Genomic DNA, 15,797 nt, shown 5'->3' on the forward strand with positions numbered 1-15,797 from the left:
CTTTCAACCAAAGCAAGTAAAACTTTAATGTAAGCGTTTACGAATTAACCAACTCATCCCATTCCCATCATTATACAAGGAGGAAATTAACAATACAATCCTCATTCTTGCGCAAATTTTTGGCATTAAAAGCCCAATTAGCACATGTCATCCTTAATGAGACATGCAGCTTATTGGGCACTAACTAGCATACTTATCTAAAGTCGATTACTGAATTTGCCACTGCTGATTACTGCTGTTGCTATCACCCCATTGTCCCAAAATGGAACCGTTGCTAGTTCGCCCCATACCATCGAGGTACAAGCCAGTTTGGCGGTTTTTGAAACGAACGTTGCTTCCCGACGTTTCCATCGTCCATTGTTGATTGTTGCCGCCGCTGTAGCTCCACTGTCCGCAATTGACGCCATTTCCAGTCCGAGCCATGCCATCCAGATACAAGCCAGTTTGACGGTTTTTTATCAGAACGTAGCTTCCCGACGTTTCGATCGTCCATTGCTGGGCGTTGGAGGAGCTGCTGTCGCTCCATTGAGCGGCATCTGCTCCGTTAGTAGTTGAACTCACTCCATCAATGTAAAGTCCCGTTGCCGCATTGCGAATCCTGACATAGGAACCACTGTTCACTCTTACAAGCGACGCGGATTCCAAAGAGCGATTGCCTTGAGCATCAATAATAAACAGTTTATAGTTGCCTGCTGTCTGAGGCGCTGCAATGGAGGTTGCGTTTCCATTCGCTCTCGTCATGGAAGCGCCCTCCGCGAAACTCGTCGTGCCCGATGGCGCAAGCCAGACGGATTTGCTCGCATCCCCCGTAGAACGTATGCCGATTGTTGCCGAACTGCCTACAAACACGCTTGCAGGAAGAACGTAATCCTGCACAGGCACGCGCGACGGTGTAACAAGACTCTTGTAGGCGTCTTCCAAACCGGCGTTCAATGCAATGTTATAGGCTTGAAGCGGCCATACGTTATCGGAATAAGCACTTACGTCATTAATAACGCTATTCGGAAGGCTGTAATTGGAGATTTTATTGACAGTCCCGTAATTTTGTGTGAAGGTCAAATCGTGCTTGCTGCCAAAATTATCAGAATTCAGCGTCCAGTTGATCCCTGGGTTGATATTCAAGACGTTATTCTGGATTGAGATGTAGGCAGAGCCTTCGTCCGGATGCATGCCGTATTTATGTCCGGATGGCACGCCCTTAATGTAGTTATTGGAGATAACGGTGTTCGGCTGACTGCCGAGTGTATAGATGGGAGCGGTATCATCCAATATTTGAACAGTATCGATAAATTGGTTGTAGCTGATGTTATTATTTTGTGCCGTTGTGGTTGGGACGCCAGGCCGCTCAGAGCCGGATGAGCCGTTAAAATTCCACCAACCCCAGCCGAGAGAGATGCCGGCCCAAGGTGTCTTTTCGATGACGTTTCGTTGGAAGTTAAGCGTATCCGTAAAATAACCTGAAACGGCTGCGCTGCCGTTGAACAATACCGCAGAATCATAAATATAGTTATTTTTGATATCAATGTTTTTGCAAACGCTCTCTACACTAACCGAAAATTTTTCTCGATTCGATGATGTATAATCCCCAATATACACGTGCTGGGGATGACCCACATTAACTGCGGTTCCGCCGATATCACTAATGGAGTTGCCGATTAACTGTGAGTCTTTGACGTCGTTGATCAAAGAAATGCCGTCGGCACCGGTATGTTTAACGGTATTTTTCTCCAACAGGATCCCGTCCGCATTTGCGATTTTCACGATGCCGGGCATCAAGTCCAAATTCCGATAAGTATAATCATGGAAATTTTGTTTGGTATAAGCTGTATTTACAAGATTGCCTTGTTGTGCTTGTTTGAATGAAGAGCCGTCGACATTTGCCAAGTTCCAATCGGAATGCAAGAGGGTAATACCCGAGAACGTAATATTGCGAACATGATTGCTCGTTGAGGTCCCCTTCAGGTTAAGGATTGTTTCAACATTGTTAGGTGCAAATACTGTTGCCGTCGTCATGTTTTCGGAAGAGCTCTTATAGTAGTAAACAGTTTGACTGGTTTTATCGAAATAAAACTCGCCAGGTGTATCCAAAAATTCATAGGCGTTCATGAGTTTGTGGCTTCCGTTAATCTGGAAATTACCGTTGTAGGCGCCCTGGGCAATCGCTGCACCAGGCTGCTGGAAAAGGGCTACACGATTGCTGCCGTTCACCGTCACTTGGCGAACTCCGACAATAGAGGTCGTCCACGTCGTCCGCGTCTCGATCTCCATATCGTCTTGATTAGAAGCAATCGCGGGGAAGTCGCTCAAACTATACTTGGCTCCATCGCATTGCGAGCCCGATTCCCACGCCCAAGGTGCTGTTCCAGCCGTCACGTTGTAGGTTCCATAACAACCTGCGGAACTGACTGTCTTGGTAGCCATCGCTGCTCTTTTGTCATTCACGTACAGCGCGCGCAATTTGTTGCTTCGCGAAAGCGGTGCTTTCCAAATATTTCCGCTATGCTGCGACCATCCAGTGACTTGGACGCCACCGTTTAGAACTGGAGTCTCGTTCTGATAGGCTTGATAGATAATCCGATATCCATTCGCACCGGAGTCGTTAGGACCGAAATCGATAGAATTCGTCACGGGATAGTTGCCGCCACGGAGATATACGATGATATCACCTGTCATGCTGCTGTTGATCGTCTGTACAACGTCCCTCGCGTGCTGCACCGTTTTGAAAGGCGAGGCGAGCGTTCCCGCATTACTGTCGCTGCCATTGGGTGAAACGTAATATTGGGCTTGTGTTGCCGCAGACGCCGGTGCCGGAACTGTAACGCTTGCAATCAGCATTGCGAAGATCAGAAGTAGCGCCTGCAAGGACAACCTCTTCTGCCTTGACCAAATCGTTGTTAACATACTCTGTTCCCTCCTCGAATTTGGAATCTGTACTGTTCTTCTTAGCACGCCAGCAGGTGCTTTGTTCGAATCCCCCCTTCCATTAAGGACTTAACAGCATTTTGTAAGCGATATCATTTCTGAATTCATTGTAGTTTTTCGTGACTCCTTCGTACAGAGACAATAATACGGCTGGAAGGAATTTTGTAGGAATATTGGTTAGTCTTAGCTTATTCTGTTAGATACACTATAAATAAAGATGCTGTCGTTTATCACGGCAGCATCTTTATTTGATTTAGAAAAAAGGCGAGACTTTTTTTGTCACCTATTTCATTTGAAAATCAATCGACTAAAATTGTAGACTCCAATATTCCAAACATGAAAATCATGTAAACCATCTTTAATCAGAATGTGATAAAAATGATGAAGATGATCCCCCGCATAACAGCTAAGCCCAGCTATGGATTTTATATAGCTGTCAATCGCTATTGCGTCTTCATCTCCGCAAGTAATATATAGCAAGTCAAGGTTATGAGCGCATGAGACGAGACTTTCTGCAAAGGCTTCTCAGTCTAACTTTATTTTCACCGGACAGGAACAGACCGCCGGGATCTTAATCGATGAACAAAAATACCCCTTTTTAGGTATAGAAGTAAAGGAGACACCGATTTATTCTAAGTTAAGGCATAATAATTCCGCCCTGCTCCGCGGTTTTTTCACCGTATTTCAATTAGGTCGAGTGGAGGAGGAAGCTTATGAATACATGGACGATTTGTCAGGCAGACGGGGATGTGGAAGACGCGATTTTGTTTCTTTTGAGCCGACGTCGTGAGCTTAGTTTGCCATATGCGTTTGAAACGGTGATCGGGTCGTTGTACCTTTCCGTCACCCAAGGAGAATTTTTACTTTGCCGGGATGAATGCCGACGACCTGTCGCTGTCGTAGTTTATACATATGGCACCGATCTTGGGGAATATCAGGACGTGGAGAACGTGGAAGTGCTGATCGCCTTTGCGAATCAGAAGTATCGGCGGAGTCGCTTGTTCGCCCAAGGTTTAGCTCTGTTAACGGATAGAGTCAGGACTGCCGGGGGGCATCGGGTCATGTTTTATGCCGCTCCGCAGCCGTGTTATCGGAAGCTGTTCGGCAAATTCGCAGTCTATCAGGACACTTTGGAGAAAGCGTGCGGGTTATTGGATTATTATAGCGTACAGACCAACGAACTTGCTGCCTACACAGCAACACTTTGCAGACAGGGGACGACGATCGATGGCTTTTCACATGGATAAATGCGAAACGGACGACCAGTGGTACCGGTTTTCCGAGTTTTACATCAAGCATTACAAGCAAATGAACCCGACACTCGATCCCGAATCGGCGCTTCTGGAGATTATGATGTACAAAGAGCACGGCGGCGTGTATTACGGAGAAAGCGAAGGCGAGATCGCCGGATATATCGGATATTCCGTAGGAACTCCAGACCGGAATTTCGAGGATCCTTCCACCGTTTTCATTGGTACTGTCATTATTCTTGAACAATTCCGTTTCAGCAAGCTGCTGTATTTGGGCTGGAGGGCATTTATCGATGGGATGATGGGCGCGGAGATTCCGGTTACCGACGTTTATTTCCTTGCGGTTAAAGAAAACGAATACCTGAATGCCATGTATAGCAAAATGGCACGGAAAACCGGAGAATTCCAAAGCAATTACGGGGTACACTGCACATATTCCGCGCAGTTTGATGAATTTATCGGGCGGTATGGGAAGATGAACGCCAGAACAAAAATTCAGTCCCGCGAGGGACATTAATGAACCAAACGCCCGGATCCCGGGCGTTTGGTTCAGCAAGATTACTTCTTAGCGATGACGGCTTTCTTCGCAGTGAGGCGAATGCTTGAAATTGGACCTACACTTGAAACCCCTTGGCAGTGACTTGAAGTCATGGCTATAACCTCCTTCCTTGTTCGTCTTGGTTGCGAGATTAATATAGTTTATTTATACAAAATAGTCAATATTTATTAATATTTAAAAATATAGTATATTTTCGACATTTTCGATTAAGTGGTGATATCATGCAGGCGGAACTTTCGACCCTTTATTCGCGAAGGCGGATGATAATGTTATATGCCTATGGCGTTTATGCTGTCGTACCGGCATCACTGTTTGCTACAGCTTTTGGTGCATTCGGCATTTGGGTTGCGTTACTTTATTGCTATATCGACCTGATCCCTATCCTAGCTGTATTCACGGCATGGCCGCTCGGTCGCGGACTGTACATCGGATCGGCCATGATCTACCGCGGGATCTTGCGAACATTCCGGCCTATTCCCGAGAACGAACCCGCTTTATTGATCGACGAAAATAATCAGCCGAAATTGTTCGAACTGATCCGCAGATGCTGCAATAAAGCGAAATGCCCGATGCCGGATCAGATCGCTTTACATGCGACGAGCGAATGCATGGTGACGGCCGGTCCTTTGCGCTTCTTAGGCGGCGACATATACAGCGGCACGTGCCTGATCCTCAGTCTCCCGATGTTCCGCTACTTGACAGCAAGTGAACTTCGTGCCGTTATTCACCATGAATTGGCTCATGTAACCGGCGGCGATATCCACTATATACGTAAAGTTCAGCCCGCACTTACAATGGCCGGCGAGGCAGCCCGAGGCATCCAGGAAGAACTGCTCCTCAATCGCGAACAATATTCCTTGTCCGTTCTTCCACTCATCGTTCCGCTTTTTTTGCTGCAAGGGTATGCGAGATGGTTCCATCGCAAAAGTATGGAGATCAGCCTTACGCAAGAATTTCTGGCTGATCGGCGTGCCGCCGGGTACGCAGGGGGAGGCTATCTCGCGGCAGCGTTGAGTAAAGTGGAAGGTGTCGGAAATGATTTTCATACTTATGCCGCTCGGATTCTTACCGATAACAATCCGGAAGCTGGTGGAGATGTCGATAACCTGTATCTGTCGTTTTGGACGGAATGGACGAACAAATTGGAGGAAGAACGTGAAGCTTTGTCCGGAGCGGCTTTGAACGTCGAAACGGAAACCCATGCCAGCGTACTGGACCGTATCGCCTCCCTTTCTTCCGCTCCTTCGGAGCATGAATCGGACGACAGGCCTGCAGCTCTATGGATCCATGAACTGGAATCACTGGAATGCATGACAACGAGGCTTTTTTATGAGTATGTACGGCAGGTCTAGGAGAAAGGGCAACTGTGCAACAATTCGCAAGTTAGCTCGTCATTCAATATTTTGATGAAGGGCTGAGAGAATCGATTGATTACGAAGCAAATCGGGACCTTGATTCGGGAGTATCATGCACAATGTGATGATGGGAAATGGAACACCACGCTCTACTGCCCGAAGTTCAACAAAGCCAGCCGATCGTACTGGCCGGCTGCCTTCATGTCTTTATTCAGTTATCGTTCCTCGTTTGACGCTGGCGTCCAGTCTAAAACTTTACATTCGCAGCCCTAATACTTTTTTTTCATTCTTATTTCCGGAACAAAATAACGAAAAATAGGAAGGACCTTAGCCCTTCCCATTACCGCTTCGCCTTATAAAACTCATGATAAAGCTTCATGAGCGCCCTTTTCTCTATCCTCGACACATAACTCCGCGATATTCCCAACTCCTTCGCTATCTCCCGTTGCGTTCTCTCCTCCCCGCCAAGCTCCAATCCAAACCGCCCGACCACGACTTCCTTCTCTCGCTCATCCAATATATCTAAATTCTTGTAGATTTTGCTCTTCTCAATCTTGAGCTGCACCTTATCCACAACATCGTCGGCTTCCGTGCCAAGGATATCGATCAATGTAATTTCATTCCCCTCTTTATCCGTGCCAATGGGATCGTGTAGGGATACATCCTTGCGCGTTTTCTTGAGCGATCGCAGATGCATCAAGATCTCGTTCTCAATACACCGCGCTGCGAACGTCGCCAGCTTAGTCCCCTTATTCGGCGAGAACGATTCGATCGCCTTGATCAATCCAATCGTCCCGATGGAGATCAAATCCTCCAGATCTTCACCCGTGTTGTCGAATTTTTTGACGATATGGGCGACAAGCCGCAAATTATGTTCGATCAGCATGTTTCGGGAATGATCATTGCCTTCGGCCATGAGCCTGAGATGCTTTTCTTCTTCTTCCTCGGTTAAGGGTTGCGGGAAGGCATTATTTTTGACATATGAAACGAGCAGCGTAAGTTGTTTGACGAAAATCGCAATGGCGGCGAAAAAACCGGGCATATCAACAACCCCCTCCATGATTCCAATGCTGAACGTATGGTGAATAGTATCATTGTATGTGGGTGTTTGCCCAGAAGTGCCTGTACCCGAAAGTTTGCACCAATTATTCACGGATGAGCCGCAGGCGAGTCCGGGCCAGCGCGAACAGCAAAAAGCAGCCCTCTGATGCAGGTTTGCATCGAAAGGCTGCTTGAAGGCTGAAAGTGATTTGCCCGCTTGCTATGAGATCGTTATTTCATCCACATAGGCCGTGGCTGTACTGGAGGAGCCGGAAGGCGTGATGACTTGAATCCCGAACGCTTGCGTAAGGTTTCGGTCGCTTACATGGCCGATATTCAGCGTTAATGTAACAAAACCACTGGCATCCGTCTGTGCTGCCGGGTCGGCTGTGGAAGCTGTCCATGTTCCCCAGCCTGCTCCGCTTTGCATGAACAGCTGCAGCGTTGCGCCGCCTGCGATGTTGGCCCCGGCAGCGGGAACGATTTTGACCTTGGCCGTGATCGCGGACGCGCCAGACAAGTCTGCCAGCGCCATGCGTCTCATTTGGAACTGGCCGCCGTTAAGCGAAAAGTCGGTTTTTACCGCGTGCGCACCGGCTGCGGCGTAAGCGGCATCCGTTACCGAAAGCCCGCCGGCGAGCGCCGTATTGTACTGGTTGTTGTTATCGGTATTGATGCTGAATCCTTGCACCGTGCTGTCTTCGAACCCGTAAATGACGGGTTGAAACACCGCGCCCCCTTTGGAAAGCCGCACATTGTCAAAATAAACGGCGGACTCGCCCATTCCGCTAAAACTTTCCAGCTTAAGGCCGATTGCCCTGACGCTGCTAAGATTTGCAATGCCGGCGAGCGGAAGCGAAATAGTCGTGAAACCGCCAGAGCCGATATCGTAGCTGCCGCTGTCCGACCACGCCCAGTCTGGGCCTGCCTTGACGTATAAACGGGCCTTGGCCGTGCCGCCGGCCAGCTTCACCATCGCGCTGAGCGTATCTACAGCGCTCAGATCGATGTCCTCGAACTTGACGATTTCGAAGTCGGAACCTGCCAGCGAGAATGCCGCACTAAGCGCGTGCGTGCCTTCTGCCGACGCATCCGCCGTGACCGCTGCAGCGCTTGCGTTGTTCACGTCAACGGTCCAGCCCTGCGTGCCGGATTCGAACCCGTACAGAAGCCCTGGCTGCGCAGGCGTGCTTCCCGGTCCGGTTCCGCCGTTCGGCACGCCGCCCGTGCCGTCGTTGTAAGCCTCGATATCGTCAAAATATAAAGTGCCGGACGTACCTGCTGTACCTGCAGCTTTGTTCACATAGATCGAGAAGGCGCGGATGTCCTTCAGATTCTCTTTCGTTATGACCTTGCCTGCATTCGCAGTGTCCCATGGCGCCGGAACGAATTGGCTGAACGGAATCTCCACCATGCCCGCCGTGGTTCCCGCCAGAGACGGGTACGCTTCAAAAGAAATGCCGCTTGCGTTGATCTGGATGACAAGCTTTTGGCCGCTGCCGTCGGGAGCAAGCCAGAACTTCAGCTTGTTGGCGTCCGACCAGTCGGCGTTGTTCATGTTTTTCGTCTGGCCGGTGTAGCCTTGGCCGTTTACGTTATAGGCCAATTTCAGGCCGTATTTGCCTCCATTCGCGTGATCCGCAGCCAACGATATCGTATTCAGATCGCCTGCCGGGCTGTAAGCCGCTTGCAGCAGCTCGTCGCTGCCTTTATAGTTCTCGAACGTGTCTACAACAAGTGGATTCGTATTGCCCTGCACGTCGCTTACAAACACCTGAATCGTCTGTGACAGCACAGCGCCGCTCTTCGCGTAAGACTTGACCGTCAGCGTCGTGCCTGATTCGTCCAGCGCTGCCCCCGGCGTCCAGTCGGCCGTGTAGTAAAAGCCGTCGGCGTCCCTTGCCATGATGTGTTCCGTCGTATCGCCGCCGATATAATACGCCACTTTGTCCACATCCTGGTTCAGCACCCGCGCACGGATCGTCGACGCCTTCGTCGTCGGCACCGTCTGGTTGGCGGTCGGGGACGCGATGTGCATGAACGGCTGCTCGGGAGCTGCCGCGATCGGTTTGTTATAAACATCGGCCGCCTTGACTTCCCGGCTGAAGCTTGTATAAGGATCGTTGTAATAGTTGACGAAATCCGGCAAAAGTTCATGATCGCCAAGGCCGTTCGGCGCATTTTTGTAAGGAACGAAAATGGAATCAGTGCTGAAGTTCGCCCAGGTCAGCATATACGCCATGCGCTTGGCGTCCGGATCGGCTTGCAGCGCTGCGATCAGCTTGGTGAAAAACTTCAAATCTTTCGTTCCCGTCGGTTTCACGTTCGAATAGCCGAATTCGGTGACGGCGGCGACTTTCCCTTTGGCGTCGGCCAGCTTGGATACGAGCTTCGCATTCTTCATGGCCGCATCGTACCAGCCTTCGCTCGTTCCGTCATAGTAATAGTCGAAACCGAGAATGTCGACGTAGTCGTCGCCCGGATACGATTCGAGAAACGATGCATCCGCCCCGTTGAACGGACCGTTCGGCGAGAACGCATACAAAAAGTTGTGCACGCCTTTCTTATCGCGCAAATATTCCACCGTATAGCGGTAAATTTCCGCATACTGCTCCTTCGTGCGGTACGGCGCGCCCCACCAGAACCAGCCTCCGTTTTGCTCATGGAACGGGCGGAAAATAACGGGAATCAGCTTGCCGTTGTCATCCTTCAAATGGAGCGCAAAGTCGGCAACCATATCGAGAAACTGGTTGAACTCCGCCTGCTTGTCGCCGCCCGGCAGGATGTGGGAAACGACGCTGCCCTTCGTATCATAGAAGCCTCCGCCCGTTACGAAGTTCGGCATGTGCGAGCTCAGCGTAAGCACACCCCCTGCCTGATAAGCCGATTTCATCACGGCGATCAGTTTATCGCGGTTTTCTTCCCTGGTTGCGCCGAGCGCACCCGGCTTTTCTTTGCCTTCCAGACTAAGCGTATCCCAACCGAACATGCCGGGGAAGTCGCCGACCGCATTCTTTACATCGGACTGCGTCCCATCCTTGGCCGTAATCGAAATGCCTTCTGTCGTCGCATGCTGGTGGCCGAACAAAATTTCCTTGCCGCGAATATCTTCCAAATAAGCGAATAATGACTTGGTTTCGGAGCTGGCATTTTGATCCGCAAAGTTTTCGGTGCGCACCGGACTGGAACCGCCGGAGCCGCCCGACGAATCGGATGACGCAGGCCCGGACGATACCGGCCCCGCCGCCGAAGGGTTCGCTGCCGGTCCGGCGCTTCCCTTGGCGATTGCGTATGAGCCGGGTTTCAATTCGCTGCCGTTGAGCGTAACTCCGGCCGCCGCAATTTGCGCTTTTGCGATGTCCCCGTTCCCGGCAATCTTCGTTCCACCTGCCGTGCCGGCTACGTTCAACTCCCCAATGGCGGCCCCTTCGCCCACGGCGACCTCTGCCGTTTGGTTGATATCCGCCGCCGCAGCCGCCGTTCCCGCGCCGAACTCAAGCTTGGCGGAACGGTCCGCGGCAATATGAGCCATTTGCGTCGTCCCGCTCGCCACCACGCGTACCTCGCCTTCCTTGCGGTTCACGTAAACTTCGTTCAAATCGGAATCGTGAAAAGTAACCGTATTGACGCCGCCGCCCGAGACGAACGTCCGGCCTGTCACCTTCACACCGTCGAGCGCTGCGTCACCATCCGCGATACCTGCGGCAAGGTACAAATTGCCGTTGATGGTCGCATGTTTCAGCACGGCGCCTCCATGGTTCACGACGACGTTGCCGGTGATCGTCCCTCCCTCGAATGTTCCCTCGCCTGCATAAAAGCCGGCAACCAGCTTGTCGATCAGCGCAGCGGTTTCCGCCCGCGTAATCGGCTCCGTTGGCCTGAACGTATCGTCGTCATAACCGTTGACGAATCCCGTAAGCGCATTCACCGCGTTCAACGCATACGCCTGAATTTGCGCCGCATCCCGAAATTTCCCCGCATCTTTGCGGGCCGGCAGAGCAAAAATGCGGGCCAACAGTGTGACCGCGTCCTGGCGGGTCAACTTTTCGGCGGCGTGCGCCCGGTTGCCCGGGAAGCCTTCGTAGTAACCCGCTTTGCGGGCTAACGCGAACTGCTCCGCATACCGGTCCGATGCGACCACATCGGCAAAAGCGAGATCGGATTTGACATAGAAACCGAACAATTTGTTCAGCGCCGTAACAAATTCGGCTCGCGTAATCCCGTCATCCGGGTGAAACGTTCCGCCGGGATACCCGCTCAAAACTCCATTCGCCGCCCATTTTTCTATGCTGGCTTGCGCCCAGTGCCCTTGAGCATCGCTGAAGCCCGCATTCGCTGCCGCTATTGCCGGAGCCGATGCCGCAGCCTGGGACCAGGGGGAAGCTACAATAGCTGCAGTCAGAACGGTCCCCAACCATTTTTTCGCTTTTAACATGCATTGCCTCCTCTTCTTTTCGCATGAATTGACCCGAAGCCAGGTTCGCCGTAACTTTTGATTTTCCATTGCACCGCCTTCCTAACGAAAATATTTTGTTAGTTCATTATCGCTAACAGAATCCAGGGAATCAATAGATTTGGAAGCGCTTTAACGCTATTATAAACAAATTTATGTAAATTTCAATCCTGTTTTTAGTGAAATTTATTAGAATCACAAAAAAAAGTTATCATAAAGTTAGCGATATAAATAACAAATCTTCCGAAGGCTATCGTCTTTTGTGGTTCCAAAGAGATTAGATTTGTCAGGTACCGATATTAGTTTTGACAGGTACTCTTTTTCCGTGAATTGCCTTTATACTGAAAATGCCAAAGGAGGTGAGCATGCCGGAGAGCGCTTGACTCAAACCCTTTTACATGAAAGGAGGAAAATCTGCGAAGCCGGACGCGCCTTGCCGCAGGCGGGATTTACTTGCAGGACCCAAACCTGAAAGGAGAAGATGAGACGATGAAAACATGTAGAAATGCCGGTATTGTATCCCTTTGCTTGATGTTGATGCTGGTGCTCGTTTTGACGAACGGCACGAAAGTGGATGCAGCTTCCGGGTTTTATGTAAGCGATTCCAGTTTGAAGGATGCCAATGGATCGAATTTTGTCATGCGCGGAGTCAACAACCCTCATATTTGGTACGACAGCCAGGCGTACGCCGCGCTTGATACGATTAGCGCAAACGGCGCCAATACTGTACGGGTCGTCTGGAGCACCAGTGGTACGGCCGCGCGCTTGCAGCAAATCGTCGACCGATTAAAGCAATTAAAGCTTATCGGCGTCATTGAGCTTCACGATGTGACCGGCGGGACGGATCCGAATCAAGTCAACGCCATGGCGCAATATTTTGCCAGAAGCGATATTAAACCTATCCTGATCAACAATGCGAAATACGTCATTGTCAACATCGCCAACGAATGGGGAGACAACAATCTGGCCGATACCACCTGGCGGGACGCTTACAAAACGGCCATCACGACGATACGCAGCGCAGGGATAACCAACACGATTATGATCGACGCTTCCGGTTGGGGACAATATTCTTCCCCCATTAAAGCTTACGGGCAAACTTTGCTGAACCATGATCCGAACAAAAATGTGATGTTCTCCATTCATATGTACGCCGCATGGAACGACTCGAGCAAAATCGGCACAGAACTTCAAGCGATCAAAAATTTGGGCCTCGCCGTCGTCGTCGGAGAGTTCGGCTACAATTACAATAACGGCAATAACAATCTGGGAAGCAAAGTTGACGCCCAGGAAGTCATGAACCAGTGCCAATCCAAAGGAATCGGATATTTGGCCTGGTCCTGGACCGGCAACGACAGTTCCAACGCATGGCTGGATATGGCCCAAAGCAGCGACTGGAAGACGCTAACCGCCTGGGGCAATCTCGTCGTCAACGGCACCAACGGCATTAAAGCGACCGGCAAACGCGCGACCGTCTACTAAGGGTCTGGCATTGCCGGCCCGTACGGCCAAAAACCTTGATTCCACCTCCGGCTGGAAATCAAGGTTTTTGATATTGCCTTTAGGCCCGTTTACTTGCTCCCAAACGTATACGCAACCAAAGGCTCGGCCAGCCGAACCCGCTCGCGCAAATGGAACGGTTCTCTCAAATCGGCGTCCAGATAGTCGTCCACATAATGCATGAGAATCGTTTTGTCCTGAATATCCGCAGGCAGCGACTGAATTTCCTGCAGCGACGTATGGGACGGCAGCACATCGTCCTGCATGTGGCATTCGTAGAAAACCGTTTCCACCTCAGGCGCTACGCGGTCAAGATATGCCGCATCCAACACCGTATCGCCGCTGAAGTAGAAGTAAGGCTTGCACAAAAGCCCGAAGCTCAGCATGCCGGGAACATGCAGCGTTGGGACGAGCTCGAATTCCACGCCCGCGATCTCAAAGCTGCGCTCCACAAGGATGACTTCGAAGTAATCTTCCAGCACCCGCTTCCCGCGCGTTGTCAGTTCAAGCCCGTGGCGCAGGCATTCCCACAAAGGTTCGCGGAGTCCTGCAGGTACGAACAGCTTGGGTTTATTGGCGGCGGGGTAGACGCGGTGAAACAGCGCCAGCTTTTGCAGCCCGTTAATATGGTCTTCATGCAGGTGCGTCACAAAAATATGCGCGATATCGTTCAGCTTTAAGCCCAATTGGTGCAGGCCGATGTGGTTCGATTCGGGAAAGTCAATGGATAAGTTCGTGTCCGCGAATTGTAGCAGCGCGCTGTTGTGGCCTTGAAGCAAGCTGAAGCCGTCGCCGCAGCCCAAAAATGTCAATTTCATCAATAAATTCTCCCATCCATATTTTTCCTAGTGAAATTGCACTGTTGTATGTATGATGTCAATAGAGTTTATTCTTGGGAGGACTGGCGTGAACAGTAACATACAAAAGAAGCAAAAAGTGCAATTTCGTTCCTCAATTGTCATTTTAATGATTTCTCTTATCATTGTACTACTAACCGACAGCGTATTCTACCATTATACGAAAAGGATGCTGACCTCCGAACTGGAAGCCAGGATGCAGCTGATCGCGGACAACTTGGCGATTTCTATCAAACATTCGAAAACCGGCGAAAAATACGTGGAAAATCTGATCGGAACGAACCTGCGAACCGCCTCGATCGCCGCCCAATACCGCTTGAACCCGGACATCGAGCAGGTGACGAACGAAGAGCTGGCCGAGATCAGCAAAGATTTGATGGTCGATCACATCACGCTTATGAAACGCAGCGGCGACGACATTATCGGCTACAAATCCTCCGATCCCAAGGAAATCGGCATGAGCACCAAGGGATGGGGCGACGACTGGTTCATAGCTTTCAACGAGCTGCTGGATACCGGGAATACGCAGGTAAAATCGGGACAAGCCCTGCCGCATTATTGGTCCGGACCGATCAACACCTCCATGACCAATCCGAAGTATGTCGACAAATGGGGATATTACTACGACGGACGGACGAACTATATCCTCGACCCTTTCGTGCACGATACCTTTTTCCGCGATTACCAGCGGGATACCGGCATTGACGCTTTCATCAACGAAGTTATTCATAGCGAATCGGTCAACGGGGCCAAGGAAATTACGGTGTACAACCCGCCGATTTTTTTGAAGCAGCAAGCGCAGTATAAAAAAGGAGGCTACGTCTGGTTTTCCGACCGCGAAATTTTGTTCGGGTCGTATTTGATGCAGGACGGCCGGGATGCCGAGTATGTGGGCAAAGTGATGCAATCCAAGCAGCGGCAGCAGTTTTTGACAACCGTGGACGGGAAGCCTTATCTGAAAATGTTTATCCCGCTGCAGCTTGATTTTCCGGTGGTGATCGGACTTACCGCCGATTATGAAAAAGTGCAGCAATGGCTTCAACATCAGCAGTCCAACCTGCTTCTGCTCATAGGTTCCACCGCCATGATCGCCTTCTTGATCATTGTCATTGCGATCCGTTTTGTGAACCGCAACCGCGAGGCGACGGCGGAAAGCATTCAGGAAGTGTACGTCGATAACATCGACTCTCTCTTCCGCTCCATGAAGGAGCAGCGGCACGATTTTAACAACCATGTCGCGACGATCCACTCGCTCGTTCACCTGAAGGAGTACGACGAGCTGCAGCGGTACACGAAAGAAATTATCGGCGAGACGAGCGCTCTCAACGATATTATCCAAATCAACGTTCCGTCCTTAAGCGCGATTGTGCAGTCCAAAGTCATACAATCGCTCGAACGAAAAATCAATTTCCACCACGAAGTGGATAACCTGGGCGGCATTCAGCTGGGGGCTCTGAAAGCGACGGATATGGTCAAAATCGTCAGCAACCTGATCGATAATGCGTTCGAAGCCGTTGCCGAGTCGAATAAAAACGCCGATAAAGAAGTCCGGCTGATCGGCCGGATCGAGGGCAATCAGCTGACTTTCGAAATCATCAACAACGGAGAGCCGATCGCTGCGGGGATAGAGCAAAAAATATTCGAACCCGGCTTCACGACCAAGCCGACAGGCGGCAAAAACTCCGGTTTGGGTTTGAATATCGTGAAAAAAATCGTCTCGACGTACAACGGCATCATTCAGGTAAAAAGCAGCGAAACCGAAACCCGGTTCAAAGTTTACATTCCGATCTGATGCGGAATCAACGTCAAAAAAAGCGAATACCGGGACTTCCCCGGCCATTCGCTTTTTTGTTTGCAAAG

9 protein-coding genes are annotated in these 15,797 nt (G+C 50.6%); 5 read left to right on the forward strand and 4 right to left on the reverse strand.

Annotated elements, in window-relative coordinates; genetic code table 11:
* Positions 1–207: 207 nt before the first annotated feature.
* The gene (locus AC3G2T_RS03235; RefSeq protein WP_488434518.1) at positions 208–2,901 is read right to left on the reverse strand and encodes an RICIN domain-containing protein; all 2,694 of its coding nucleotides are present in this window, start codon (positions 2,899–2,901) and stop codon (positions 208–210) included.
* A gap of 734 nt (positions 2,902–3,635) precedes the next feature.
* Between AC3G2T_RS03235 and AC3G2T_RS03240 the strand changes: the two genes are divergently transcribed.
* The 3 genes from AC3G2T_RS03240 to AC3G2T_RS03250 all read left to right on the forward strand — a co-directional run bounded on the left by AC3G2T_RS03240 (position 3,636) and on the right by AC3G2T_RS03250 (position 6,083).
* Positions 3,636–4,169 carry a hypothetical protein gene (locus tag AC3G2T_RS03240; protein ID WP_474680289.1) on the forward strand — a complete coding sequence of 178 codons (534 nt, stop codon included), beginning with the start codon at positions 3,636–3,638 and terminating at the stop codon, positions 4,167–4,169.
* Positions 4,150–4,689 (forward strand): hypothetical protein, encoded by a 540-nt coding sequence (locus AC3G2T_RS03245; RefSeq protein WP_488434519.1) that lies wholly within the window; start codon positions 4,150–4,152, stop codon positions 4,687–4,689. The genes AC3G2T_RS03240 and AC3G2T_RS03245 overlap by 20 nt, the downstream gene beginning before the upstream one ends.
* Before the next feature lie 308 nt (positions 4,690–4,997).
* Positions 4,998–6,083: a M48 family metallopeptidase gene (locus tag AC3G2T_RS03250; protein WP_488434520.1), complete on the forward strand. Its 1,086-nt coding sequence runs from the start codon at positions 4,998–5,000 to the stop codon at positions 6,081–6,083.
* Between the two features lie 343 nt (positions 6,084–6,426).
* Here the strand turns inward: AC3G2T_RS03250 and sigK are convergent, their stop codons facing one another.
* Complete coding sequence (sigK, locus tag AC3G2T_RS03255; RefSeq protein WP_488434521.1) at positions 6,427–7,128, reverse strand: RNA polymerase sporulation sigma factor SigK; 702 nt, start codon at positions 7,126–7,128, stop codon at positions 6,427–6,429.
* Positions 7,129–7,347: 219 nt separating this feature from the next.
* On the reverse strand, positions 7,348–11,562 hold the full coding sequence (locus tag AC3G2T_RS03260) for a glycosyl hydrolase (protein WP_488434522.1): 4,215 nt from the start codon (positions 11,560–11,562) through the stop codon (positions 7,348–7,350).
* 507 nt (positions 11,563–12,069) lie between these two features.
* Here AC3G2T_RS03260 and AC3G2T_RS03265 point away from each other — a divergent pair.
* Positions 12,070–13,062 (forward strand): cellulase family glycosylhydrolase, encoded by a 993-nt coding sequence (locus AC3G2T_RS03265; protein ID WP_488434523.1) that lies wholly within the window; start codon positions 12,070–12,072, stop codon positions 13,060–13,062.
* Between the two features lie 89 nt (positions 13,063–13,151).
* On the opposite strand, the gene AC3G2T_RS03270 is transcribed toward AC3G2T_RS03265, so the two are convergent.
* The gene (locus tag AC3G2T_RS03270; protein ID WP_488434524.1) at positions 13,152–13,898 is read right to left on the reverse strand and encodes an MBL fold metallo-hydrolase; all 747 of its coding nucleotides are present in this window, start codon (positions 13,896–13,898) and stop codon (positions 13,152–13,154) included.
* Positions 13,899–13,986: 88 nt separating this feature from the next.
* Between AC3G2T_RS03270 and AC3G2T_RS03275 the strand changes: the two genes are divergently transcribed.
* Positions 13,987–15,729: a sensor histidine kinase gene (locus AC3G2T_RS03275; RefSeq protein WP_474680296.1), complete on the forward strand. Its 1,743-nt coding sequence runs from the start codon at positions 13,987–13,989 to the stop codon at positions 15,727–15,729.
* Positions 15,730–15,797 lie beyond the last annotated feature (68 nt).

The sequence above is a fragment of the Paenibacillus sp. sgz302191 genome (assembly GCF_057749925.1).

Coding starts and splice junctions, on each gene's coding strand:
- sigK (WP_488434521.1), bottom strand. CDS start 7,128: ATGCCCGGTTTTTTCGCCGCCATTGCGATTTTCGTCAAACAACTTACG.
- AC3G2T_RS03265 (WP_488434523.1), top strand. CDS start 12,070: ATGAAAACATGTAGAAATGCCGGTATTGTATCCCTTTGCTTGATGTTG.
- AC3G2T_RS03245 (WP_488434519.1), top strand. CDS start 4,150: ATGGCTTTTCACATGGATAAATGCGAAACGGACGACCAGTGGTACCGG.
- AC3G2T_RS03240 (WP_474680289.1), top strand. CDS start 3,636: ATGAATACATGGACGATTTGTCAGGCAGACGGGGATGTGGAAGACGCG.
- AC3G2T_RS03270 (WP_488434524.1), bottom strand. CDS start 13,898: ATGAAATTGACATTTTTGGGCTGCGGCGACGGCTTCAGCTTGCTTCAA.
- AC3G2T_RS03260 (WP_488434522.1), bottom strand. CDS start 11,562: ATGTTAAAAGCGAAAAAATGGTTGGGGACCGTTCTGACTGCAGCTATT.
- AC3G2T_RS03250 (WP_488434520.1), top strand. CDS start 4,998: ATGTTATATGCCTATGGCGTTTATGCTGTCGTACCGGCATCACTGTTT.
- AC3G2T_RS03235 (WP_488434518.1), bottom strand. CDS start 2,901: ATGTTAACAACGATTTGGTCAAGGCAGAAGAGGTTGTCCTTGCAGGCG.